General features: G+C 60.1%; 22 protein-coding genes. 9 read left to right on the top strand and 13 right to left on the bottom strand.

What is annotated here, in order from left to right:
* Positions 1 to 2 precede the first annotated feature (2 nt).
* Positions 3 to 1,292, bottom strand: coding sequence for an NRAMP family divalent metal transporter (locus tag ACZ5C3_RS02595; RefSeq protein ID WP_464044771.1), 1,290 nt, complete (start codon positions 1,290 to 1,292; stop codon positions 3 to 5).
* A 180-nt stretch (positions 1,293 to 1,472) separates the two neighbouring features.
* Positions 1,473 to 2,393: a DMT family transporter gene (locus ACZ5C3_RS02590; protein ID WP_464035032.1), complete on the bottom strand. Its 921-nt coding sequence runs from the start codon at positions 2,391 to 2,393 to the stop codon at positions 1,473 to 1,475.
* A 98-nt stretch (positions 2,394 to 2,491) separates the two neighbouring features.
* On the opposite strand from ACZ5C3_RS02590, the gene ACZ5C3_RS02585 reads away from it, so the two are divergent.
* Positions 2,492 to 3,355 carry a LysR family transcriptional regulator gene (locus ACZ5C3_RS02585; RefSeq protein ID WP_464035030.1) on the top strand — a complete coding sequence of 288 codons (864 nt, stop codon included), beginning with the start codon at positions 2,492 to 2,494 and terminating at the stop codon, positions 3,353 to 3,355.
* A 6-nt stretch (positions 3,356 to 3,361) separates the two neighbouring features.
* Here ACZ5C3_RS02585 and pdeM read toward each other — a convergent pair whose 3' ends face one another.
* Both pdeM and ACZ5C3_RS02575 read right to left on the bottom strand, forming a co-directional pair.
* The gene (gene pdeM, locus ACZ5C3_RS02580; RefSeq protein WP_464035028.1) at positions 3,362 to 4,054 is read right to left on the bottom strand and encodes a ligase-associated DNA damage response endonuclease PdeM; all 693 of its coding nucleotides are present in this window, start codon (positions 4,052 to 4,054) and stop codon (positions 3,362 to 3,364) included.
* Between the two features lie 78 nt (positions 4,055 to 4,132).
* Entirely contained in the window at positions 4,133 to 6,700 is a 2,568-nt protein-coding gene (locus tag ACZ5C3_RS02575; RefSeq protein ID WP_464035026.1) for a ligase-associated DNA damage response DEXH box helicase, read from the bottom strand.
* 262 nt (positions 6,701 to 6,962) lie between these two features.
* Here ACZ5C3_RS02575 and ACZ5C3_RS02570 point away from each other — a divergent pair, with 262 nt between their 5' ends.
* Positions 6,963 to 8,384 carry an outer membrane protein gene (locus ACZ5C3_RS02570; RefSeq protein WP_464035024.1) on the top strand — a complete coding sequence of 474 codons (1,422 nt, stop codon included), beginning with the start codon at positions 6,963 to 6,965 and terminating at the stop codon, positions 8,382 to 8,384.
* A gap of 114 nt (positions 8,385 to 8,498) precedes the next feature.
* Here ACZ5C3_RS02570 and ACZ5C3_RS02565 read toward each other — a convergent pair whose 3' ends face one another.
* Positions 8,499 to 9,425 carry a class I SAM-dependent DNA methyltransferase gene (locus tag ACZ5C3_RS02565; protein WP_464035022.1) on the bottom strand — a complete coding sequence of 309 codons (927 nt, stop codon included), beginning with the start codon at positions 9,423 to 9,425 and terminating at the stop codon, positions 8,499 to 8,501.
* A gap of 67 nt (positions 9,426 to 9,492) precedes the next feature.
* On the opposite strand from ACZ5C3_RS02565, the gene ACZ5C3_RS02560 reads away from it, so the two are divergent.
* From ACZ5C3_RS02560 to ACZ5C3_RS02545, 4 genes are all read left to right on the top strand, one after another.
* Entirely contained in the window at positions 9,493 to 10,530 is a 1,038-nt protein-coding gene (locus ACZ5C3_RS02560) for a ligase-associated DNA damage response exonuclease (protein ID WP_464044770.1), read from the top strand.
* A complete protein-coding gene (locus tag ACZ5C3_RS02555; protein WP_464035020.1) occupies positions 10,527 to 12,203 on the top strand; it encodes a cisplatin damage response ATP-dependent DNA ligase in 1,677 nt (558 codons plus the stop codon). The genes ACZ5C3_RS02560 and ACZ5C3_RS02555 overlap by 4 nt, the downstream gene beginning before the upstream one ends.
* Positions 12,204 to 12,279: 76 nt before the next feature.
* Positions 12,280 to 12,582 carry a DUF6460 domain-containing protein gene (locus ACZ5C3_RS02550; protein ID WP_464035019.1) on the top strand — a complete coding sequence of 101 codons (303 nt, stop codon included), beginning with the start codon at positions 12,280 to 12,282 and terminating at the stop codon, positions 12,580 to 12,582.
* Between the two features lie 57 nt (positions 12,583 to 12,639).
* Complete coding sequence (locus tag ACZ5C3_RS02545; protein ID WP_464044769.1) at positions 12,640 to 13,896, top strand: MATE family efflux transporter; 1,257 nt, start codon at positions 12,640 to 12,642, stop codon at positions 13,894 to 13,896.
* Between the two features lie 35 nt (positions 13,897 to 13,931).
* Here the strand turns inward: ACZ5C3_RS02545 and ACZ5C3_RS02540 are convergent, their stop codons facing one another.
* Both ACZ5C3_RS02540 and ACZ5C3_RS02535 read right to left on the bottom strand, forming a co-directional pair.
* Positions 13,932 to 15,026: a quinone-dependent dihydroorotate dehydrogenase gene (locus tag ACZ5C3_RS02540; protein ID WP_464044494.1), complete on the bottom strand. Its 1,095-nt coding sequence runs from the start codon at positions 15,024 to 15,026 to the stop codon at positions 13,932 to 13,934.
* The gene (locus tag ACZ5C3_RS02535) at positions 15,023 to 15,367 is read right to left on the bottom strand and encodes a DUF952 domain-containing protein (protein WP_464035018.1); all 345 of its coding nucleotides are present in this window, start codon (positions 15,365 to 15,367) and stop codon (positions 15,023 to 15,025) included. The genes ACZ5C3_RS02540 and ACZ5C3_RS02535 overlap by 4 nt, the downstream gene beginning before the upstream one ends.
* A gap of 220 nt (positions 15,368 to 15,587) precedes the next feature.
* Here ACZ5C3_RS02535 and ACZ5C3_RS02530 point away from each other — a divergent pair, with 220 nt between their 5' ends.
* Positions 15,588 to 16,217 carry a S24 family peptidase gene (locus ACZ5C3_RS02530; RefSeq protein WP_464035016.1) on the top strand — a complete coding sequence of 210 codons (630 nt, stop codon included), beginning with the start codon at positions 15,588 to 15,590 and terminating at the stop codon, positions 16,215 to 16,217.
* Positions 16,218 to 16,277: 60 nt separating this feature from the next.
* Here the strand turns inward: ACZ5C3_RS02530 and ACZ5C3_RS02525 are convergent, their stop codons facing one another.
* The 5 genes from ACZ5C3_RS02525 to ACZ5C3_RS02505 all read right to left on the bottom strand — a co-directional run bounded on the left by ACZ5C3_RS02525 (position 16,278) and on the right by ACZ5C3_RS02505 (position 20,976).
* Complete coding sequence (locus tag ACZ5C3_RS02525; RefSeq protein WP_464035014.1) at positions 16,278 to 17,912, bottom strand: lysine--tRNA ligase; 1,635 nt, start codon at positions 17,910 to 17,912, stop codon at positions 16,278 to 16,280.
* A 24-nt stretch (positions 17,913 to 17,936) separates the two neighbouring features.
* Entirely contained in the window at positions 17,937 to 18,578 is a 642-nt protein-coding gene (locus ACZ5C3_RS02520) for a Pr6Pr family membrane protein (RefSeq protein ID WP_464044493.1), read from the bottom strand.
* A gap of 27 nt (positions 18,579 to 18,605) precedes the next feature.
* Entirely contained in the window at positions 18,606 to 19,523 is a 918-nt protein-coding gene (locus tag ACZ5C3_RS02515; RefSeq protein WP_464035012.1) for a transporter substrate-binding domain-containing protein, read from the bottom strand.
* Between the two features lie 70 nt (positions 19,524 to 19,593).
* On the bottom strand, positions 19,594 to 20,184 hold the full coding sequence (locus ACZ5C3_RS02510) for an SCO family protein (RefSeq protein WP_464035010.1): 591 nt from the start codon (positions 20,182 to 20,184) through the stop codon (positions 19,594 to 19,596).
* Positions 20,185 to 20,505: 321 nt separating this feature from the next.
* A complete protein-coding gene (locus ACZ5C3_RS02505) occupies positions 20,506 to 20,976 on the bottom strand; it encodes a hypothetical protein (RefSeq protein WP_464044492.1) in 471 nt (156 codons plus the stop codon).
* Between the two features lie 278 nt (positions 20,977 to 21,254).
* Between ACZ5C3_RS02505 and ACZ5C3_RS02500 the strand changes: the two genes are divergently transcribed.
* A complete protein-coding gene (locus tag ACZ5C3_RS02500) occupies positions 21,255 to 22,913 on the top strand; it encodes an FAD-binding dehydrogenase (RefSeq protein WP_464035008.1) in 1,659 nt (552 codons plus the stop codon).
* Positions 22,914 to 23,004: 91 nt separating this feature from the next.
* Positions 23,005 to 24,327, top strand: coding sequence for a tricarballylate/proton symporter TcuC (tcuC, locus tag ACZ5C3_RS02495; RefSeq protein WP_464044491.1), 1,323 nt, complete (start codon positions 23,005 to 23,007; stop codon positions 24,325 to 24,327).
* A 31-nt stretch (positions 24,328 to 24,358) separates the two neighbouring features.
* Here tcuC and ACZ5C3_RS02490 read toward each other — a convergent pair whose 3' ends face one another.
* On the bottom strand, positions 24,359 to 24,721 hold the full coding sequence (locus tag ACZ5C3_RS02490; RefSeq protein ID WP_464044490.1) for a PRC-barrel domain-containing protein: 363 nt from the start codon (positions 24,719 to 24,721) through the stop codon (positions 24,359 to 24,361).
* Positions 24,722 to 24,803 lie beyond the last annotated feature (82 nt).

Below are 24,803 nucleotides of genomic sequence, written 5' to 3'. Positions count from 1 at the left end.
GGTTACACGAAATACCCGACGGCCATGGCGACGACGCACACCGCCATCACGCCGGTCGACGCCCAGCCAAGCCAGTACAAAAGCCCGCTGACAACGAACTTGCTCATCACGTCCCGACGGCGGGACAATGTCATCAGCAAGATCATCACCGGCACCGCCAGAACGCCGTTGATGACGGCACTCCAGAACAGCGCCGAAATCGGGCTGATCGGCGTAAAATTCAGCGCAATGCCGATTCCTGCCGATAGCGCCAGGACTGAATAGAAGGCCACTGCCTCGCGCGGCTTGCGAGCAAGACCGACGGGCCATCGCCGTCCCTCTCCGATAGCGTAAGCTGCTGAACCAGCCAGCACCGGGATCGCCAGCAACCCAGTTCCAATAATCCCGATTGCAAAAATGAATTCAGCAAATGCGCCGGCAATGGGCCGCAAGGCCTCTGCCGCCTGAGCCGATGTTTCGATGTTGGTCTTGCCAGTAGCGTGCATCGTTGCGGACGCCGTGATGATGATCGAGATGGCGATGAGATTGGAAAACGCCATCCCCGTGATGGTATCGGCGCGGATGCGTTGAAACTCTTTCCGTGCACCATAATGCTTTTCAGCCAGGGGCCGCTTTTTCACATCGATGCGCTGCTCTTCGGCTTCTTGCGAAGCCTGCCAGAAAAACAAATAAGGCGAAATTGTCGTCCCGAGGATCGCAACCAGCGTCGTCAGAAATGTCGAGCTCCACTGCACTTGCGGGATCGCAATTCCCTTGATCGCATCGCCCCATGAGACGTTGGTAACGGCCAATGCAGCGACGTAGGCGAACAGGCTTAGTGTCAGCCATTTGAGGACCGAGTTGTAGCGCTTGTAGTCGAGAAAGATCTGCGCCGAGACCGATGTCACGCCGAACACCAGAACGTAGAGAAATCCCGGCCCGCCAATGAGAAGCTTCAGCGCGTCACCCATCGCCGCAAGATCGGCTGCAATATTGATGGTGTTGGCAACGAACAGCAGCAACACGATGATATTGAGAAGCCACGCAGGATAAAACCGACAGACGTTGCCGGCAATGCCACGACCGGTCACACGCCCGACCCGTGCCGATATGTCCTGTATCGCCACCATCAATGGAAAGGTCAGCAGCATGGTCCAGCCGATGCCGTACCCAAGTTGAGCTCCGGCCTGACTATAAGTGCCGATGCCGGATGGATCGTCATCAGATGCGCCGGTGATAAGTCCCGGACCGAGCGTCTTCAGGAATTTTCGCAAGCCCGACGGCCTACGTGGCTGTTCGTCGTGACCCGCTATTGGTGCCGCCGTTACAGCCTGCTTTTTCAACCGTTATCCCTCGTGGCATGCGGCAACGCCAAAGGGATACGCGGGTTCCCCGGGGATTCTCGTTACGATGCCGCTGGAGGCTCGGCGATCAATGTCGCGGCTCCGCGCTCCAGCATTACGAGGCGGAAATCAAATCAATCCTTCTGTGGGCTACGAACGCTGGACTGATGGAGTACTCGGACGTGTCACCAGATAGATGCCCAAGGCAACTGGCAGAACACCAAGCAGATCAAAGGCCGCGATGTGTTCGCTAAGGATCATCCAGCCAAACAGCATTCCGAGCGGTGGCATCAGGAAGTGATAGCTACTCGCCGCCGTTGCGCCGATCGTCGTCAGCAAGTGAAACCAGAGCGCGAAGGCAATGATCGATCCAAACACGATGAGATAACCCAGCGCCAGGAACAATCGCCCGCTCGGAACGACATCGGAAATATTCGAAAACATCAGTGCGAATGGCATCAACACTAATCCACCGGACATGTTCTGAATGCCATTGCCGACCAGCAGGCTTCCCTTGGGCTCCAGCACCTTGAACAGAATAGTGCCGGCGACGATCGACACGAGGGCGCCTACCGAAAACGCAATTCCAATGGGACTGTCGGTTCCGGCTGACATGCGATGCGCAACGATGAGCGCGACACCAGCGACGCCAAGCAGCAACCCGACGACCTTTTGCCAAGTGATCTGCTCACCCAGGAACACAGCAGCCAGGATCGCGACAAAAACCGGATTAGCGCTCACAATCAAAGCGTTAAGTCCAGCCGAAATCGTCTTGAGTCCGATATAACCGAGGCCAAGATAGAGCGCGTTGTTGGCGATACCGATCAGCGCATAAACGAAAATATCGCGTCGCGACAGGTTCCACTCGCCGCCCCGGATGGCCGCGAAACCAAGGATCAAAACTCCGGCGGTGAGGAAGCGTACCGTCAGCAGGATGAGCGGCGGACATTCCGTGACACCGACCTTGCCGGCCACAAACGAGGCGCTCCAGAGCAAACAGAAACCGACCACGTAGAACGGCATCAGGTTGGTTTTGCTGCGCGTAGCAGGCTCGGACAAAGCGTGGGTCATGGCACATCTCCTTGTGCCACCCCGTCTAGTCCTCAACCTTGCTATTTGGAAATTAAATCATAAAATAATTTCCAGTGGAAAAACGAATGGAGCGTGTCATGCTGGATCTGGATCTCCTGCGCAGCTTCGTCTCCGTGGTTGAGTCCGGCGGCTTTACGCGCGCCGGTGAGCGGGTTCACCGCACACAGTCGACGGTCAGCCAGCAGATCAAGCGCCTGGAAGATGATTTCGGCCGGCCGCTGCTCCATCGCAACGGCAAGAGCGTGACGCCAACCGAAGACGGCGAACGGCTGCTCTCTTACGCGCGCCGCATTCTGTCGCTCGCCGAAGAAGCACGCGACGTCCTGGCCAGACCAACAACAGAAGGCGCCGTGCGTCTCGGTATCCCGGAAGACTTCGCGGCCTACCGCCTGACCAAGCTGCTTGCGAGTTTCGCGCGCTCGCGGCCCGGCATCCGCCTTGATGTTCGCGCCGACCAAAGCATCTATCTGCGACGCGATCTCGAACGCGGCGATATCGATCTCGCATTGCTCAAGCGCGATGCAGGGGAGAGCGGCGGCATCGCGGTGTGGCCCGAACGCGTGCATTGGGTGACGAGCAAAACCAATCCCATCAACACGAAAGCACAATCATTGCCGCTGGTCTTTTTTCAGACAGGTTGCCTTTATCGCACGCGCGCCATCCACGCGATCGAAGCCGCGGGGCGCAGCTGGCATATGGCTTACACCAGTTCCAGCCTGTCCGGCATTCAGGCCGCAGTCGCCGCAGGCCTTGGATTAAGCATTCTTCCTCAGATTGCTATTCAGAAGGACCATCAACCACTCAGCGCGAAAGATGGCTTCGCACCGATCGACAAGACGGAAGTTGCGCTGGTGGCATCACCCACAGCCAACGCAGCGACGTTGCGTCTCGCCGATCGCCTCGCGGAATTCTGCAGCGAGGTCCAAGCCAAAGCGGCTTGAACAACGTCAACGACAGCGCGATGCCGCAATGGCATGCACGCGGCGATCGCCGAGGACATGCGCGGTGAAAGCCAGCGTCTGAAAGATCGCGGCAAAGGCCACGTCGCGGATGCTTAAGCCGCCGGTGTAGGAGCCGAAAGCCGGCATAATCGCGCGATCACCGTCGCTTGCGAAACATCTGCGCTCCACCGACCGACCGCGCGTCGAGACGCGCGCCTTGGGATGCAAATGCCCGGCGATTTCTCCGCTTGCCCCGGTCGGCTCATGCCGAAACGCGATCGGGCCGACCGTGACTTCGTCAGCCACCACGCCACCGAAATCACGCGGCAACGCCGGATCGTGGTTGCCCGAGATCCAGATCCAGTCGCGCCGCGCCTGTAACGCCGCGAGCGTGTCACGGTTATCCGGCGACAACCGTTCGTGTGCCTCGCGATCATGAAAGCTGTCGCCAAGCGAGATCACAGTGCGTGGATCGTGCCGCGCGATCACCGTGCTCAACCGTGTCAGCGTCGCAGTCGTATCGAACGGCGGCAGCAGCACACCACGCTGCGCAAAGCTCGATCCCTTCTCGAGATGCAGATCGGAGACGACGAGAAGGCTTTCCTCCTCCCAGAACAGCACGCCGGAAATATCCGCGGCAAACGTGACGCCCGCGACACTGACGGTTGTCTGCCCATCTGTCCTGCGCGCGGGTTGCATTTCGTATTACCTGCCCTAGAGCGTTTTCAAGCGAAGTGGCTACCGGTTCGCGTGAAGAAAACGCGTCAAAATTAAAATCTAAAGCGGCGATATCGCCTCTTTCACGAGTTCCTCGGCCGCTTCCGCCAATAACTCATCCGACGCTTCGCCATAAACCGCTTCGCGACCGATTTCCAGCATCACCGGCACCGCTAAAGGTGAAACGCGATCGAGTTCCTTGTGGACGATTCGGTCCTTGATGCGCGTGAGCATATCGCTGAGACGGCGAATATCCAAAAGTCCGGTGGCAGCATCGGCGCGCGCCGCACGCAACAGCACGTGATCAGGCTGATGCTTGCGCAGGACGTCATAGACGAGATCCGTGGAGAACAGCACCTGGCGCCTCGATTTTTCCTCGCCGGTGAAGCGGCGCGCGATCAAGCCCGAGATGACCGCACAGGTGCGGAAGGTGCGTTTCATCAACGCGGATTCCGCCAGCCACGCTTCGAGATCGTCGCCCAGCATGTCGGCATCGAACAGGGCATCAAGATTGAGCCGGTCATCGCGGATCATCAGCGACAGATCGCCGAGCGACCAGACCGCGAGGGCATACTCGTTGGCGACAAAGCCCAGCGGTCTCGCGCGGGCACGCTCTAGCCGCCGGGTCAGCAACATACCGAGCGTCTGATGCGCGAGGCGGCCCTCAAACGGGTAGCAAACCAGATAATGCTTGTCCGCGCGCGGAAAGGTCTCGACCACGAGTTCGCGCGGCCCCGGTACACGCGAGAACTGCAATTGCAGCGAAAGCCATTCGCGCACCTGATCGGGCAGCCCCTTCCATGCACGCTCGTCCGCAAGCAGGAGACGCACCCGCTCCGCCAGATAGGTCGAAAGAGGAAACTTACCGCCCATGTAGGACGGCACTTTTGCATTCGAGTCGTTGGTGCGAGAGACATAAACCTCGTCTTCCATCAGGGCTTCGTAACGCACCACTTCGCCGCCGAAGACGAAGGTATCATTCGGCACAAGGCCCTCGATGAAATACTCCTCGATCTGCCCGAGCATACGTCCGCCGCGCGCAATCACACCGGTCGAGCCCGACCCGCCGCCCTTGCCGCGCACAAGTTTCACTTTCAGCATCGGCTCTTCAACGATGGTGCCGACATTCAGGCGATAGCTCTGCCGCACCTTCGGATTGGCGACACGCCAGCGCTCCTGCTTGTCCTGCTTGATGCGCGCAAACCGCTCATAGCTTTTCAGTGCGTAGCCACCCATGGCGACGAAATCGACCACATCATCGAAATCCGCACGCGTGAGATCCATGTAGGGCGATGCGGTCCTGACCTCTCGATAGAGATCGTCGGACTGAAACGGCTCTCCACAGGCGCAACCGAGCACGTGCTGCGCCAGCACATCAAGCGCGCCGGTCCGCTGAGGCGGCGTATCCTGCGCGTTCTCCGCCACCGCGTCGATGGCGGCACGGCACTCGAGAACTTCGAAACGATTGGCCGGCACCATCACCGCGCGCGATGGCTCATCGAGGCGGTGATTGGCGCGGCCAATTCGCTGCATCATACGCGACGCGCCCTTCGGCGCACCGACATTGATCACAAGGTCGATGTCGCCCCAGTCGATGCCGAGGTCGAGCGACGACGTACACACCACACCGCGCAGTTTGCCTGCCGCCATGGCGTCCTCGACCTTGCGCCGTTGTGCCACGTCGAGAGAACCGTGGTGCAGCGCGATCGCCAGGTTGTCGTCGTTCATGCGCCACAGGTCCTGAAACAGCATTTCAGCTTGCGCGCGCGTATTGACGAAAATCAGCGAGGTTCGGTTGCGTTTGATGAGATCATAAATTTCGCCGAGCGCATGACGCGCCATGTGGCCCGCCCATGGCAATCGCTCACGGGTATCGAGCATTTCAACGACGGGCGCGGCCCCCGCATCGGCGATCACGAGATCAGCCATGTTGGCGCCCCCGTCATTCTGCGGGACGAGATAACGGCGCAGATCATCGGGTGTAGCCACCGTTGCCGACAGGCCGATGGTCGTCACCTGCGGCGCCAGCCGCCACAGCCGCGCCAGCCCCAGGGCGAGCAGATCGCCGCGCTTGGATGTCACCAGCGCATGCAGCTCGTCGAGGACGACGCGCTTCAAGGAGGAAAACAGGTACGGCGCGTCGTCCGACGACAGCAACAGCGCCAGTTGTTCGGGTGTCGTCAGCAGGATGTCCGGCGGGTAGCGCCGTTGCCGCTGGCGGCGCGACACCGGGGTATCACCGGTGCGGGTCTCGACCCGGATCGGCAGGTTCATGTCGGCAATCGGCCGCTCCAGGTTGCGGGCGATGTCGACTGCAAGTGCCTTCAACGGGGAGATGTAGAGGGTATGGAGACCGCTGGGGCGGACCACGGTCTTCCCGGTCGATGCCACTTTTGCGGGTTTGGAGACCGTCTGCGGCGCGCCCAACTCGACCAAGGTCGGCAGGAAGCCGGCCAAAGTCTTACCGGCGCCAGTCGGCGCGATCAGCAGCGCCGAGCGATTTTCGCGAGCTTTTTGAAGGAGATCGAGCTGATGAGGGCGTGGCGCCCAGCCCCGATCCGCAAACCACCGCGCGAACAGGTCGGGCAGGATATCCGCGTCGGCGATTGGTCGGGAAATTGAGCTCACATCGCAGAGGTAAGCATTGTTACGGACCGGGTCGAGAGCACGGGCAGTTCGAGGTTTTTCCCCCAGAAGTAGGCCATCGGACAATAGAAAAAATTATTCGTCAGCCCGGCGCGGCAGCCCCGAAAAACCTCAAGCTTTACGATGCCTTAGCCAATCGAGATTCACGGCTGAAGCCTGTTGCTCCCGGGTTACAGCTAAATTGCTTTATGCCATGTACAGTTCATCAACCGTGGATGGATTCGCATCGAATTTTGGGGGCCCTATGAAGAAGATTATTGCCGCAACGGCGTTGATTGGTAGCGCTGTCAGCGCACAAGCTGCTGATTTGCCGACCAAAGCGCCGTACTACAAGGCCCCTGTCATCCAGGTTTACAACTGGACCGGGTTCTATGCCGGTGTGAACGCCGGTGCCGGCTTCGGTCGTAGCAATACCATCGTTGCCGCTCCGGGAGTGGCCGACACGACCCGTCTCGGCGGGATTGGTGGCGTCGGCGGCGCCCAGATTGGTTACAATTGGCAGTTCGGCAACTTCCTCGGCTTCGGCAACCTTGTGCTCGGCGTCGAAACTGACATCCAGGGCGCAGGTCTCAACGATGACCGGACCTGCTTCAACGGTACCTCCTGCAGTTTAGGCGGCGGGTATGACTTGAATCAGAAGATCGATTGGTTCGGCACCGCGCGTGGCCGCGTCGGTCTCGCCACCGGTTCGGTCCTGACCTACTTCACGGGCGGCTTCGCTTACGGCAACGTCAAGACGACGTTCAGCAATTCCGTAACCCCTGCCGACTCTTTGGCCTTGAGCAGCACCCGTACCGGCTGGACCGTCGGCAGCGGCGTTGAAGCTGCATTGGGCGGCAACTGGACCGGCAAGGTCGAGTACCTCTACATCGATCTTGGCAATCAGAACGGCGTAACGCCGGTCACTGGAATCGGCGTAGGTTCGGATGTCCGCGCCAGTGTCTTCCGCGCCGGTCTGAACTATCGCATCGGCGGCACAGGCATTTACGCGCCTGAGCCGATTGCCAACTGGAGCGGCTTCTACATCGGCGGCAACGGCGGCGGCGGCACAGCCCTTAACCGCAGCAGCCTGAACGTCCCGGGCGTTGCGAGCACGAACAAGTTCAATCTCAGCCCGGATGGCTACATCGCCGGCGCTCAGATCGGTTATAACTGGCAGGCAGCCAACTGGGTTTACGGCCTCGAAGCCGATATCCAGGGTTCGAGCCTGCAGGACGACCGCGTTTGCATCTTGACCTGCTCCAACACGCAATTCGTGTCGTATGACCAGAAGCTGCAGTGGTTTGGTACGGTTCGCGGCCGCGTCGGCTATTCGCTCGGATCGACCCTGTTCTATGGCACGGGCGGTCTCGCCTACGGCAGCGTAAAGACCCGCATTCAAGAAACGGCTACTGGCCTCGGTATCGCTGGCTTCGATCAGACCTTCGACAAGACCAAGACCGGTTACACGGTGGGCGGCGGCATCGAATCGCCGTTCGAGTTCATGGGCATGTTCGGCAAGAACTGGACCGCCAAGACCGAATACCTTTATGTCGATCTCGGCCGCACAACCGACACCTATACCGTAGGCGGTATCGATCACACCTTCTCAACCCGCGTGCAGGAACACATCTTCCGCACCGGCCTGAACTACCACTTCAATTCGCCGATCGTTGCGAAGTACTGATCTCGCAACACTGCGATCCAAACAAAAACCCGGCGCAAAACGCCGGGTTTTTTATTGGCTGAATGCTAGTTTCCTGAATCCAAAGTTCGCCTCAGATGCAGCATATAACTAGCGTCAGGGTCTGCTTGCCGTCACAACAAGGCCCGGGACGGCCTCTCCAGCCTCCATGCGTGTGGACACCGGCGCAATCGCACTCACCGCGAGCCCCGCGCCCTCAAGCGTCGTGCGCAGATAGGCCACGCTGTGCGCGTAACGTAGGGTCGGCTTGAGAATAAAGCCCTCACCTGCGTGCGCTTCTACAGTGAACGCCAGCAAGCCCTGCGGCTGCAGCACACGCGCCACCTCCGCGATGAGGGGCGCTAAGTTAGGCACATAAACAAACGCATCGGCAGCCATGACAAGATCAGCGCTGACATTGTCTTCCGCACGCAGGCCCTCGAGCATGTCGGCAATATCGAGCCGTGCGTAGAGGCCGGCCTCCCGGGCTTGCTTGATCATGCCCGGCGAGAGATCAATTCCAATAAACTGATCGACCACCGACGCGAACTCCTGCGCGGCAAGACCAGTCCCGCATCCGAGATCGACGGCCCGGCGGAAGCGTGCGGGGAGACGCCCGGCATGACGCGCGGTCAGCACGGCCTTCAGCAGCACCTGCGGCCCCCGATAATTCAAATCGTCAACCAGCGACTTGTCGAACTTGGGTGCGTATTGATCGAACAACGCGGTGACATAGCCCGCCGGCATGCCGGAAAGATCTTCTGCGCCGAGCCGCATCAGCCGCAACTTGGCACCGTGCCGGTCGGAGGGATCGGTATCGCGCGCGCGGCGATAGGCCGTGATCGCCTCCTCCCGCTCACCAAGCTGCTCACGAAGCTCGCCTAAGGAAAACCACGCCGAAGCAAAGCCCGGCTCAAGCTCCACTGCCTGCGCCATCAGATCAGCAGCCGCGGACAAATCACCGCGCAATTGCAAATCGCGCCCGAAATCAAACCGGCGGTCGGCAATCAAGTTTCCGGAGGACAGGAACAACCAAGAGGACATGAATACGACCTAACAACTCAAATATGGGCAGACTCGAATGACGCTGAGGGCCGCCTATATATCCGAGATGCGTCCGCAAGACATCCTCATGCCCGTCGCTGCTGGACTTTGTTGCAAACCTGGCGGGTTTCACATCGATCCGGTGCGGCCTGTCGAGCGGGCGCTGATTACCCATGGCCATTCCGACCACGCCCGCCCAGGGCACGGCGCGGTGCTGGCCACGCAGGAAACCCTCGACATGATGCGGCTGCGCTACGGCGACAACTTCGCGCGCAGCACGCAAGCCATCGCCTACGGCGAAACGATCATGCTCGGCGAGGTGAGCGTGACGTTTCATCCCGCGGGCCATGTGCTCGGCTCCGCGCAGATCGCGGTGACCAGCGGCAAGACCCGTGTCGTCGCGTCGGGGGACTACAAGGATACGGCTGATCCCACCTGTGCCCCGTTTGAGATCGTCCCGTGCGACGTCTTCATTACCGAGGCGACGTTCGGATTGCCGGTGTTTCGCCACAGCGACCCGATCGGTGAAATCTCGAAACTGTTGTCATCGGTCGCGCTGTTTCCAGAACGCGCGCATCTGGTCGGCGCCTATTCGCTCGGCAAGGCACAGCGCGTCATCGCGCTGATACGCGAGGCCGGGTACGACGCGCCAATCTATCTGCACGGCGCGATGGAGAAGATCACCCGCTATTATGAAAGCCGTGGCATTGCGCTCGGCGAGCTCCGGCTGGTCAAAGGCATGAAGAAGGCCGACCTCGCCGGCACCATAACACTGGCGCCACCCTCGGCGATCACGGACATCTGGACGCGACGCTTCCCCGATCCTGTCGCAGCATTCGCATCGGGCTGGATGCGGGTGCGCGCCCGCGCGCGGCAGAAGGGAATCGAATTGCCCTTGGTGATTTCCGACCATGCCGATTGGGATGGTCTGTGCGCGACCATCAATGCAACGGGCGCCGGCGAAGTCTGGGTGACCCATGGACAGGAAGATGCGCTGGTCCACTGGTGCCAAAGCAAGGGACTGAAAGCGCGGCCGCTCGATCTGGTGGGATATGGCGACGAGGATGAAAGTGATGCCGCAACGGATGAGGCATCCGGGTCATGAACCGCTTTGCACAGCTGCTCGACCGCCTCGCCTATGAGCCCGGACGCAACAACAAGTTGCGGCTGATCACCAATTACTTTCGCGAAGTACCGGATCCGGACCGCGGCTACGCACTGGCGGCATTGACCGGTGCGCTGTCCTTTCGCCACGCGAAGGCTGGACTGATCCGCGATCTCATCGGCGCCCGCACCGATCCGGTGCTGTTTGCACTGTCGTATGACTACGTCGGCGATCTATCCGAGACTGTTGCATTGATGTGGCCCGCAGACCGGCGCGCCACCAACACGCCGCCGCCACCGACCCTGACCGAGGTGGTGACCACTTTCAATACGCTGGGCAAAACGGAAATTCCTGGACAACTCGTGCGCTGGCTCGATGAACTCGACGAGACAGGTCGCTGGGCGCTTCTCAAGCTTGTCACCGGCGGCCTGCGGATCGGTGTTTCGGCACGCCTCGCCAAAACCGCTGCGGCAGCGCTCGGTGATAAGGACGCCCACGATGTTGAGCTGCTGTGGCCCGGACTGACGCCGCCCTATCTCGATCTTTTTGCGTGGCTGGAAGGCCGCGCGGACAAACCCGTCAATCTCGATGCCGCTCCATTCCGGCCGGTGATGCTCGCACATGCCATCGAAGATGCCGATTTCGCGAGCCTTGCGCCGGAAGATTTCACCGCGGAGTGGAAGTGGGACGGCATCCGTGTTCAAGCCGTCAGCGGGCGCGATGAATACGACGCCATCGTCACGCGCCTCTATTCCCGAACCGGAGAAGACATCACCAAGAGCTTTCCGGATCTGGTGCCGTCGCTGCGGCAACCCGGCGCAATCGACGGCGAGTTGCTTGTGCTGCGCGATGGCCGCGTTCAGACATTCAACGTTCTGCAGCAACGGCTCAACCGCAAGAGCGTGACACCAAAGCTGATGAAGGACTATCCCGTTCATCTGCGTGCCTACGATCTGCTCAGCGATGGCGACAACGACCTGCGCATGCTGACATTCGTCGAACGCCGAGCAAAACTTGAAGCGTTCATCGCAGAGCTCGATGATCCGCGTATCGATCTTTCGCCACTCATCCCGTTCACGACGTGGGACGATCTGGCTGCGGCTCGGGCCAATCCCGCCAGTGCAGGCGCCGGTGAAAATGCCGAAGCGATCGAAGGCGTCATGTTGAAACGCCGCGATGCGCCGTATCTGCCGGGCCGCCCGAAAGGCCAGTGGTGGAAATGGAAGCGAGATCCCCACATCATCGACGCCGTGCTGATGTATGCGCAGCGCGGCCACGGCAAGCGCTCGTCCTACTATTCCGATTACACGTTTGGAGTCTGGACGAATGATGGTGAAAGCGATCAGCTTGTCCCGGTCGGCAAGGCCTATTTCGGATTTACCGACGAGGAATTGATTCAAATCGACCGCTTCGTTCGCCGCAACACTACCGAGAAATTCGGCCCGGTCCGTCATGTCGTGCATGAGCCTGATCAGGGCCTCGTCTTCGAAGTGGCCTTCGAAGGACTGGCGCGTTCGGCGCGGCATAAATCAGGCGTCGCCATGCGTTTCCCCCGGATCAATCGCCTGCGCTGGGACAAGCCGCCGCGAGATGCTGACAGGCTTGAGACACTTGAACGAATGTTAATCTCCGAAGCCAAAAATTCATTGCCCGCCCTCGCCGAGAAACATTGACGAGAACAGCGAGATTTCCCATTTGGCGTGTTATGCTGAGCAAGATTGCAGGCGAAGCACCATTCGGGAGACCCTGATGCCGGACGACGTGAGAGACTTGCCCGCGAGAAACGATAACCTGTCGCGCTTTCTCGGCGGCTCGCCGCTGGCGGTGCTGCTGCGGTTGATTTTGCTGTCGATTCTCGTCGGTGTCGTTCTGGCGACGATCGGCTTCGATCCGTGGAATATTGTCCAGAGCATCCGCCGCTTGTTCGAATGGATTTGGAATCTCGGCTTCGATGCGATCAACGGTCTATGGCGGTACTTCCTGCTCGGCGCCGTGATCGTCGTTCCGATCTGGTTGATTTCACGGCTGTTCAATTCCAATCGGCCACGCTGATTGACCGAACCGTTTCAAGTCACGACACGCCGGGTCTTTGCGATTGCTGGCCCGGCGATGCTGGCCAATCTCACGACGCCGTTTCTCGGCATCGTGGCGACCGCCGTCATCGGCCGCCTCGGTGAACCTGCACTGCTCGGCGGCGTCGCGATCGCCTGCATCATATTTGACTGCATGTTCTGGCTATTCGGTTTCCTGCGCATGGGGACCGTTGCGTTTACGGCGCAGGCCGTTGGCGCCAAAGATCGTACGGAGGTCCAAGCCGTTCTGATCCGGGCAGTGTTGATCGCCGCGGTGGTCGGCATCGTCCTGATCATCCTGCAAGCTCCGCTATCAACCTTCATGCTCGGCATCATGGGCGGAAGCGATGCAGTGATACGCGCTGCGCGGCTTTACTTCTCGATCCGGCTCTGGTCGGCGCCGTTCGTGCTGGCAAACTACGTGATGCTGGGCTGGCTGATCGGACAGGCGCGCACCGGCGTCGCGCTGACCCTTCAAGTCGTGATCAACGTCGTCAACATGGCCATGACCGCATGGCTCGTGCTTGGTCTCAACTGGGGCATCACTGGTGCCGCAGTTGCCGCGATCATTGCCGAAGCAACCGGATTAATCGCTGGCGCCATTGTCACATGGCGCCTCCTCGGCGGGCGCATCGACATTCCCCATCACGTGTTGTTCGATCGCACGAAGCTCCTGCATATGCTTGCGATCAACCGCGACATCATGATCCGCACGGCGGCACTCATTGGCGCGTTCCTGTTTTTCACGGCTCAAGGCGCACGCGCTGGCGACGATGTACTCGCCGCCAATGCCGTGCTGAACAATTTCATCCTTGTCGGATCATTCTTCCTTGATGGCCTCGCGAACGCAGCCGAACAACTTTGCGGCCGCAGCCTCGGCGCGCGCGATCGTAAGAATTTCTCACAGGCCGTCAGGCTGGTGGTTCGTTGGGGCTTTGCATTCGGCGCCACCGTGACCATCGTATTTGCATTGGGCGGTGCAAACCTGATCGATGTCATGACCACCAGCCCACAGGTTCGCGCCGCTGCGCGGGACTTTATGTGGCTCGCCGCACTGGCTCCGATCTGCGGCGTGATGGCCTACAGCTATGACGGCATTTACATCGGTGCGACGTGGGCACGCGACATGCGCAACCTGATGATCACGTCCTTTGTCATCTACTTGGGTTCGTGGGCGCTGCTGCTTCCTCTTGGTAACGCCGGGCTTTGGATTGCGCTGCTGATCTTCTTCCTCTCGCGCGGCCTGCTGCAGGCGTGGCGATATCCCGCGTTGGTCCGAACGACCTTCGCCTGATCACGCCACAAGCTCGCTGAAGCCTACGGTGAAACCTATTCCGGCCAAGGCTCGGCGGTAATGGTCGCAGCATCCGCGCCGACAATCTCGGAGAGATGATCACGGCCGGTACGCCGCAAGGTCGACACGAGGTCCGCCTTGATGTCGTCCACGAGGCCAAGACCCTTGTACACGAGCGACGAGTAAACCTGGATCAGGGTCGCGCCGGCGCGGATCTTCATCAACGCGGCGCCGCCGGTGTCGATGCCGCCGACACCGATCAAAGGAAAGGCGCCTTCAGCGCGAACATAAGTTTCTGCCACCATGCGGGTCGACAACCGCAGCAACGGCCGCCCCGACAATCCGCCCTGCTCTTTCGCTCGATCCAGATCCCGCAGTGAAGCAGGTCGAGAGATCGTGGTGTTGCCCACGATCATGCCATCGACGCGCCGCGAGCGCGCGATGTGAACCACATCGTCGAGCTCGGCCAGTGTCAAATCAGGCGCGATCTTCAACAGCAACGGCGAGTCGCCCGCGTTCTTGCGCACGCGCTCGCGCGCATCGATCACCCGTGCCAGCAAATCGTCCAAGGCAGCGGCCTGCTGCAAGTTGCGTAACCCCGGCGTATTCGGCGACGACACGTTGACAGTGAAATAGCTCGCGACAGGCGCGAACAGCTCAATCAGCCGCACATAGTCTGCGGTGCGATCCGCCGCATCCTTGTTGGCGCCGACATTCACCCCGACGATCCCGCCATGCCCCGCACGCGCCGCAAGACGCCGCAGCACAGCCTCTGCGCCGTCGTTGTTGAAGCCCATGCGATTGATGACCGCGGAATCCCGCTCGAGACGAAACAACCGTGGACGCGGATTGCCCGCCTGCGGCATCGGCGTCACGGAACCGATTTCGACAAATCCAAAGCCCAGCCGCAGCAGCGCATCAGGCACCTCGGCATTCTTGTCGAAGCCAGCGGCCATCCCCACCGGGTTGGGAAAGTTCAGACCGAAAGCCCGCACCGCGAGCTGCGGATCGCTGGGGCGCGGCTTGCCGGGAGGAATCATCCGCAATCCGCTGATCGCCAGCCGGTGCGCATCTTCAGCATCAAGCCGTCGCAGCAACGGCAGTGTGAATGTATCGAAGGCGCGGATCACTTGGGCAGCTCCGGAATGTCATGCGAGCCATCGGAGCGGGCGCGCAAATCAAAGATCTCTCTGACCGCGCCAAGATCCAGTTCGCCGTAAAGGTGCGGAAACAACTCCCCACCGCGTGATGGCTCCCACTTCAACGCATCGCCAAGCTCGTCAGCATCTACCGCGATCAAAAAAAGTCCGGTCTGGCCGGCGAAATGCTTGGCGAGGGTGCCGGGCAGTTGGGACGCTGTGGAAAAGTGAATAAATCCATCGCGCCGGTCGTCAGCGCTGCCGCGATAGGCGCCCTGACGCTCGACCTCGCGCCATGCCGAGGCGGGGCAAACTTTGTAAATCGTGGACACGGATTTGTGGGTTTCGGTTAGCCGTTGGATTTTTTGAGATTTTCAGGATCAGGCCGATCTTGCCGCCGACCGTATCGGCGCGCTTCGGCGACTTCAAGGCCAGCCTCCCGCCCGCAGGGGTGGATTGCAGGGTTCGATCACTTAAGGTAATAATTCCTAACTTCCTGATAGAAGTCACTGCCCGGATCCGGTCGACCCGGCTCAGAAACGCGGCGACACCATGCTGACCCACAATCAGATCTGGACCGCACTCGACCGCCTGGCCGCACAAGCAGGGCTATCACCGTCGGCGCTCGCAAAACGCGCCGGGCTCGATCCCACGACGTTCAACAAATCGAAGCGCGTCACCAGCGACGGGCGCGAGCGATGGCCATCGACCGAATCGGTCTCGAAGGCTTTGGCTGCGACCGGGACGACGATCCACACCTTCGTCCAACTGATCGATGAAACGGCACGTGGCGTACAATCCGTCCCTCTTCTCAGCTTTGCAGAGGCCGGCGCCAGCGGCCGATTCGATCAGAGCGGCTTGCCCATCATCGGCGACGGCTGGGACGAAGCTGGACTTCCATCGGTCAGCGATCAACACGCCTACGCCCTGGAAATTTCCGGCGACGCGATGAAGCCGGCCTATCGCGACGGCGACATCATCGTGGTGTCGCCCGCCGCTCCGGTCCGTCGCGGTGATCGCGTCGTGCTGAAAGCCCGAAACGGCGAAATCATGCTCAAGGAGCTGCGGCGGCGAACCGCAAAGACCATCGAGCTGCAGTCGGTGGATCCCGGCCATAGTGAGCGCACGTTGGCCATCTCCGACGTCGAATGGATGGCCCGGATCGTCTGGGCAAGCCAGTAAAAGTAACGGCACGCGATGCTGAATGGCGACACCAGTGACGGCGTCACCATTAGCAACAAATCAAGTCGACCGCGCCAATGCTCCGTCGATCATCGCGATCGCGTTCGGCACACCATAGACCGCGACGAATGAGCCAAAGCGCGGCCCCTTCTCCTGCCCGAGCAGCACCTGATAGAGCATGTTGAACCAATCGAGCGAGACGCCGGGGCGGCCATCCTTGCCCTTCTTCACGTGATCAAGGAACGGCTCGCGGCGGCCGATCTCATAGACCACGTTCTGAATGTCTTCGGCTGACGCGTCTGACGACAGTTGCGACAATGCCTCCCGCAGATCCTGCAACGCGACACGTTCGCCATCTGTCGGCTGCCGGAACTGCTTCGTGGGCGCCACGAAGTCGCGATAGTAGTTGATCGCATAACCGACCATCGCGTCGAGCTTCGGATGCGTCTTCGGCGTAACGCCCGGACGATAGCGGCCGATAAAGCCCCACAGGGTTTCGGCGTTCTCCGCATTCGATGATGACACCAACGTCAGCAGCAACTGGAACGTGACCGGCATGTCCCCTTGCGGTGGCTGGCCGGAATGAACGTGCCAGACCGGATTGCTCAGGCGCTGCTTACCGTCCTGACGCGGATAGCCATCGATGAACTGCTGATAGTCATCGACGTTGCGCGGGATCACATCGAAATACAGACGCTTCGCCGCCTTCGGCTCCCGGTACATGAAGAGCGACAGCGATTCCGGCGAAGCGTAGCGCAGCCATTCGTCGATCGTCAGGCCGTTGCCCTTCGACTTGGATATTTTCTGGCCCTTTTCATCAAGGAAAAGCTCGTAGTTGAAGCCTTCCGGCGGCGTGCCGCCAAGCGCGCTGCAGATCTTCCCGGACAATTTCACCGAGTCGATCAGGTCCTTGCCGGCCATTTCATAATCGACACCGAGCGCGACCCACCGCATGGCCCAATCGGGCTTCCACTGCAGTTTGCAATGACCGCCGGTCACAGGAACGGTGATGCGCTCCTTTGTATCGGGATCATCGTACGACACTGTCCCGGCCTTTACATCGTGCGCGACAATCGGCACCTGCAGCACCACGCCGGTGCGCGGCGAGATCGGAAGGAACGGTGAGTAGCTCGCGGCACGCTCCTCACGCAGTGACGGCAACATGATGGCCATCACCTTGTCGATGTTCGCCAGCATATGGAGCAGCGTCGCATCGAAACGGCCAGACTTGTAGTATTCCGTCGAACTCGCGAACTCGTAGCCAAAACCGAACGCGTCAAGAAATGTGCGCAGCCGCGCATTGTTGTGCTCGCCGAAGCTCGGATGCGTGCCGAACGGATCGCGCACCTGCGTCAGCGGCTTGCCGAGATCCTGCTCCAACATCTCCTTGTTGGGCACATTGTCCGGCACTTTGCGCAGACCGTCCATATCGTCGGAGAACGCCAGCAGGCGGGTCTTGATCTTGTCTTCGGTGAGGACACGAAACGCATGACGGACCATGGTCGTCCGCGCCACTTCGCCGAACGTTCCGATATGCGGCAAGCCGGAGGGGCCATACCCGGTCTCGAACAACACCTCGTCTTTCGGCTTCCTCTTCAGCCGTTCGACGATTTTCTTGGCCTGCTCAAACGGCCAGGCATTGGATTGTTCGGCAAGCGCCCGCAGGTCGCTTGCGGTAGGCATCTCATTCGACATCGAATTCTCCGCGCCCGGACAAGATCAGGGTTTTTGCCGGCGCGAGAGCCACCAGCCAACCATGACAAAAACGGTGCCGAGCGCAGCGCAGACGATCAGCAACCCAAGTGTATTAAACGCAACCTTGGCATAACCCAAGGTCCCGGCGTCGACAAAGGGATAGGGGTAAAAACCCGCCAATTTCCCGCGGACAAGGATAAAGGCGAGGTAAAACAGCGGGTAAATCAGCCAGAGCAGCGGATCGTACCACCACAGTCCCGCTTTGCGGACGCATGTCAGCCAGAAGGCCAGATAACCAAGCGGCATCGCATAATGCAGCACCACGTCCGCGATCCATTGCGCCCCCTGCGGTGCCCAAAGTTGGCGGAGCACGGCGAAGTACACGATCCCGACCATCGCGATATAGACGCCGACGGCTGAGCGCACGAAAGGATGCACCAGCCATTCATCCGGCCCGCTTTTGATGGCGAACGCGGTCAGAACCAGTGCGACGAGGATGTTTGATTGAATGGTGAAGAACGAGAAGAACCTGATGGTTCCCTCGGTCGCCGACAAGCCAAGGGCGTTCGCGTTCTGAAGTAACAGGACATACTGAAGCACGAGGGCGGCCCAGCCGAGCAGCGCCAGGCCGGCTGCGGCGATCCTTTTCAGCTTCGCCGTCCTCATGGTGCTCACTCGCTTGCCTCGGGGAGACTAGAAAGGGCTGACCGAGAAATAGCGCAGCCACAGATCGGTGTAACGGCCCTTTTCCCACAATCGGAACATGGCCCAATTCAGCGCCTGGCGCAGCAAATCATTACCACGGCGCACCCCGATCCCTACTCCCTCGCCGAAATAGCGGCTCTCGACGAAGGGGCCACCGCTGAAAGCGCAGCAATCACCGGAATCCGTGCCGTTGATCCACAGTGCGAGCGAGATGGCATCGCCGAAAATAAAATCGACATCACCGCGCCGGAGAGCTGTGCGCAGCGCGTCGTCGTTCGGAAAGCTGACGACCTGCGCATCGGTAAACAGCGTCTTCAGATAGGCCTCATGCGCTGAGCCCGCGATGGCACCGACTTTCTTGCCTTCGAGATATTCCGGCCGGACTTCCGCCATGACCCCATCGCGCCGCGACACGAAGCGGGCCGGCGCGCGGTAATATGGGTCGCTGAAATCGAGCTTGGCGCGAAGCTGCGAGGTAACTGCCATGGATGCGATGATCGCATCACCACGGTTGCTGTTGATTGCATCGACCAGCGTCTCGAACCGGCGCATCTGGATCGTGCAAGTGACCTTGATCTCTTCACAGATCAGCCGCGCGAGATCGACGTTGAAGCCCGCCGGATTGCCGTCGGGACCCGTGAAATTAAACGGCGGGTAGTCAGTTTCGGTCATAAACCGGATCACGCTCAGGCGGGACAGGTCGGGCCGCTCGGGCCGCCGCCTTGGATCCCAGAACCCAGGAACCGCCTGAGGGGCACTTGCCTTCGGCTTGCTGTCGGGCGCCGCCGCCTGCTGCGCCGCGGCCGTCGAAACGGTTCCCAACAGCACCATGCACAGCCATCCGGCCGCCAGCACGACTGTTCCGTATGACCGGGGCTGAAAAGGTTTTGCTATCTGTGGTTGCATTGTCCAAGACGTCCGCGTGACGGTCTTATAGACGATCCGGGGAAGGACGCGAGCAAAAGCGCGGTGGACTTCAGAGATACCGTTTCAGATCGGCCGCAGCTTCTTCGGGCTTCCGCTTCAGGTCAAAGGGCCGCACGAATTTGCCCTCGCGGTCCATCAAATAGATCAGCGCGGTGTGATCCATGGTGTAGTCCCCGTCCTTGAGCGGGACTTTCTTGGCGTAGACACGATACGCCGAGATCACTTTGGCGATCGCCTCGTTGCTTCCCGTCAGTCCCTTCAAGTGCGGATCGAAACTGGAAAGGTAATCTTTCATGGCCTGCGGAGTATCCCGCTCGGGATCAACCGACACAAAAAAGGCATTGATCTTGTCCGCATCCGGCCCCATGGCGCGCAGCACTTCGGACATTTCGAACAAAGATGTGGGGCACACATCCGGACAGTGGGTGAAACCGAAGAAGATGATGGTCGGACGACCCACGAGATTTTTCTCGGTGACGCTCTGACCGGCCTGATCCGTCAGCTGGAACGGTCCGCCGATCGCGGCCGGGGCCGCAGCGCCGCGGAAACCGCCGACAAGCCACAGCGTCACCAGCAGACCAATCGCGAGACTTGCCGCAAACGCAGCAACCACAATCAGCGGCCGGGTGGTTTTCTCCATGATGATCCGTTCCTTGATCCTGATATCGCGTGCAAGGACGACATCACCGGTTAACAGGACCAGATAAAGCCCATGGCGTCACCGGGCAAGCGTTGCCGGCGCGCCCTGTGATCACATGACGCGGAGCAAAACCTTGGCAATGCTGGAGAATTGAGCCGCTAGTGTCCCGAATCCAAAGTTCGCCTCGTGCCGCAGCGCGCTCCGTAGCGAACTTTGGATTCGGGAGGACACTAGCAAATTTATGATTCTAGTGTGGCTTAGGTTCAGAAGGTCGCTGGAAGGACTCGCAGAAAAAATCGAGCGAACTTCTGAACCACCACACTAGCGGTGTGTGGTCGGATGGGCTGAGGCCTGCGCATCAAGATAGCAAGGCCGATACATGTTCGCGAGTTCGCGGCCCCGCAGGAAAATCATCCGTGGCTTTAATCCACCGCGGTGTGAAATCCATCGGCGAATCGATGACGGATACATTTCGTAGAGCATCCGGGTCGCCTCGGAGTTCGTCACTGGCCGGCCACCGGCACCGGGGTCCCAGGCCGCGTGGAATCCAAGCGCGGCTCGCGGGGTGACGCAAATCTTGTCGCGAGGAACAGCGCCCAGAACGATGGTGCAGGCCGATGCACACAGGCCATCGATCATCACGGTTTCGCCGGAACCGCGAAGACTTTGAAATCGATCGACGTAAGTTCCGATGCGGCCGCCCCTGTCGTCGGAGATTCGCATTACGGCATGACTTGCGCCAACACCTGCCAAAAGAAGAACCGCCGCGAGAATCCCCGTCACAAGTCTCATTCACAGGCCCCGTCGCCCTGGTGATGCGAAGTTGTCAGGGCACCAACAGCGTGTTGCGAGTCAGGCATTTTGTCTAGCGCGACCTGCGGTGCAAAAAAGATTTCTGGTATGGTGTTGCTGGCTTGCTGCACAGGCCAATGGAACACACGACACTGGTCCACTGGCCCACGCCATCGTCAGTAGACTCTGACTTTGTGCAGAATTTGTCTCGCGCAGAAATTTCGTTGACCCGGCTTCACACCCCACGCTTCAATTGAACGAATGGGGGAGACAACGAAATGGCGAACGATGCCGATGTCATCATCGTGGGAGCGGGCCTTGCCGGTCTTGTTGCCGCAACGGAATTAGCTGACGCCGGTAAGCGCGTCATTGTCGTCGAGCAAGAAGGCGAACAGAATCTCGGCGGGCAAGCCTTTTGGTCATTGGGCGGGCTGTTCCTCGTTGACACACCAGAACAACGACGGCTGGGTATCAAGGATTCGCACGACCTCGCCTTGCAGGACTGGCTGGGCACTGCAGGTTTCGATCGCGACGAAGACCTTTGGCCCAGGCGCTGGGCTGAGGCCTACGTTGCTTTCGCCGCCAGCGAGAAGCGAGCCTGGCTGCAGGCGATGGGCCACCGGATCTTTCCCGTTGTCGGTTGGGCAGAACGCGGCGGCTACGACGCTATGGGGCACGGCAACTCGGTTCCGCGCTTTCATGTGAGCTGGGGCACAGGGCCCGGCGTGGTGGAACCGTTCGAGCGCCGTGCGCGCGAACATGCGAAGACAGGCCGGATCGCATTCAAGTTCCGGCATCGTGTGGATTCGCTCGACACGACGGCTGGCCACATCACAGGCGTCAGCGGGAAAGCGCTGGAGCCATCGTCGGAACCGCGCGGTGTTAATTCGTCGCGTCAAGTCACGGGCGACTTCTCGCTGAAAGCGCAGGCGGTGATCGTTGCCTCGGGCGGCATCGGCGGCAACCACGATCTGGTGCGGCAGAACTGGCCGAAGCGCCTCGGCACTCCCCCGAAAAACATGGTCAGCGGTGTGCCCGCCCATGTCGATGGCCGCATGATCGGCATTACCGAAGCCGCCGGCGCGCGCCTCATCAACCGCGATCGCATGTGGCACTACGTCGAAGGTGTCCACAACTGGTCACCGATCTGGCCCGGACACGGCATTCGTATTCTGCCGGCCCCATCCTCCATGTGGTTCGATGCCACGGGCAAGCGCCCGCCTTCGCCGCTCTATCCCGGCTACGACACGCTCGGTCAGCTCGAATACATCATGAAGACCGGCTACGAGTATTCGTGGTTCATTCTAACCCAGAGCATCATCAAGAAAGAATTCGCGCTCTCGGGCTCGGAACAGAATCCGGACCTGACCAGCAAGAGCTGGCGCATGACCGTCCGCCGCGCATTGAACAAAGGCGCGCCTGCACCGGTGGAAGCTTTCAAGCAGAAAGGCATCGACTTTATCGTTCGCGACAATCTTGCGGATCTCGTCACCGCCATGAATAAGCTCAGCGGGGAAAACTTGCTCAACCTCGAGAGCATCAAACAGCAGATCGAAGCCCGCGACCGCGAGATCGACAATCCTTACGTCAAGGATACCCAGGTGATGGGCATCCACAATGCGCGGCGTTACATCGGGGACAAGCTGATCCGCACCGCGAAGCCGCACAAGATCCTCGATCCGGCGCACGGGCCTTTGATCGCTGTGCGGCTCAACATCCTCACGCGCAAAACACTCGGCGGGTTTGAGACCGATCTGGACGCGCGTGTCTTTGGCGCCAACGGCCAGATCATTCCGGGTCTCTATGCCGTGGGCGAAGCCGCCGGCTTCGGTGGCGGCGGCATGCACGGCTACCGCGCGCTGGAAGGGACATTCCTCGGCGGTTGTCTTTTCTCCGGACGCAACGCCGGCCGCGCCGCAGCCAAGGCGGTCGCATAGCACCTGACCTCTTCACAAGCCGCGCCGTCTTGCAGGATGTGGCAAAACGGCGCAGTTTGCCTGCATCCACGAGAGCTCTCCCGGAGATGCAATGACTGCCGCGCCGACCTCAGCACCCGAGCTGAGCCCCAAGGTCCCCCAATCGAAGCTCTCAGCCGTGCTCCGCGTCACCAGCGGAAATTTCCTTGAGATGTTCGACTTCTTCCTGTTCGGATTTTACGCGACCTACATCGCGAAGGCGTTTTTTCCGGCGGACAACGAGTTCGCGTCGCTACTGGCGACCTTCATGACCTTTGGCGCGGGTTTTCTCATGCGTCCACTCGGAGCGATCGTACTAGGCGCGTATGTCGATCGGGTCGGACGCCGAAAAGGACTGATTGTCACGCTGGCGATCATGGCGATCGGCACCGTGCTGATCGCGTTCGTGCCATCCTATGCGACCATCGGCCTGGCCGCGCCCATGCTCATCCTGATCGGCCGCTTGCTGCAGGGCTTTTCGGCTGGTGTCGAACTCGGCGGTGTGTCGGTCTATCTCTCGGAAATGGCGCCCCCGAACCGGAAGGGATTTTACGTCAGCTGGCAGTCGGGCAGCCAACAGGTCGCCATCATCGTTGCCGCCATCATCGGCTATGTCCTGAACACATCGGTCGCGCCAGAGACAATGTCCGACTGGGGCTGGCGCATCCCTTTTTTCATCGGCTCGCTGATCGTGCCGTTCATTTTCATCATTCGGCGTTCGTTGCAGGAAACCGAAGCCTTTCTCGCACGCAAACGGCAACCAACGCTTCCCGAGATTTTCCAATCGATCGTCTCGAATTGGTGGATCGTGCTGGCCGGCATGTTGCTCGTGGTGATGACGACCGTCTCATTCTATCTGATCACGGTTTACACGCCGACCTTCGGCAAGAGCGTGCTGAAACTCTCTATCACGGACTCGCTGGTCGTGACCTTCTGCGTGGCGCTATCGAACCTGTTCTGGCTCCCGGTGATGGGCGCGCTGTCTGACCGCATCGGCCGGCGCCCCATTCTGATGTGCTTTACCGTTCTTACGATTTTGACAGCGTATCCCGCCATATCATGGCTGGTGTCGCAGCCCTCGTTCGAGCGGATGTTGCTGGTTGAGTTGTGGCTCTCTTGTCTCTACGGCAGCTACAACGGCGCCATGGTTGTCACGCTGACCGAAATCGTCCCTGCGAGCGTGCGAACCGTCGGCTTTTCGCTCTGCTATAGCCTCGCAACCGCCCTGTTCGGCGGCTTTACGCCCGCGGTTTCAACCGCGCTGATCGAAGCGACGGGCGACAAGGCGGCTCCCGGTATGTGGATGACATTTGCTGCCGTCTGCGGGTTGGTCGCGACTCTGATGGTTTATCGGCGCGGGGAAGCGCATCGAGTAACGCAGGCCGCGGCAGCATAGCCCGCATCGCGAAGCGCTTAATCAGCGATCGTCAGAAGCCGATCCAGTACGCGTCGACTTCGCGTATCCGATTACCCCAATCGAATTCCTTGTTGGTCGCGTAGGACGGTGCCTTGGCGAGCTCTTCATCGCTCATCAGCGTCAGGAGCTCATAGGCTTCCACCGCTGGATTGTACTTCATGCTCGACCATGGAAGCGGGAAATACTCTTCTCCGATCCCAAGGAATCCGCCGAAGCACACCACGGCATAAGCGACGTTTCCACTGAGCTTATCGATCATCAGCCGCTTGATATGCCCGATCTTCTTGCCATCGGCATTCAGCAGCCTTGAACCTTCCACCCGGTCGCTCGCGACAAGGCGATGAGGTTTGTCTCTCACCGAATCTGCGTACATGTGAGCCTCCAGAGTTCCAACTCTCAGCCTCGCACATCGTTCATCCCGAAGGGTATGGCGTTGCGCAGCGCACACCGCTTCG

The sequence above is a fragment of the Afipia dichlorophenoxyacetatis genome (assembly GCF_055386385.1).
The sequence above is the reverse complement of the archived record's forward strand: the minus strand, read 5'-3'. Positions and strand labels throughout refer to the sequence as shown.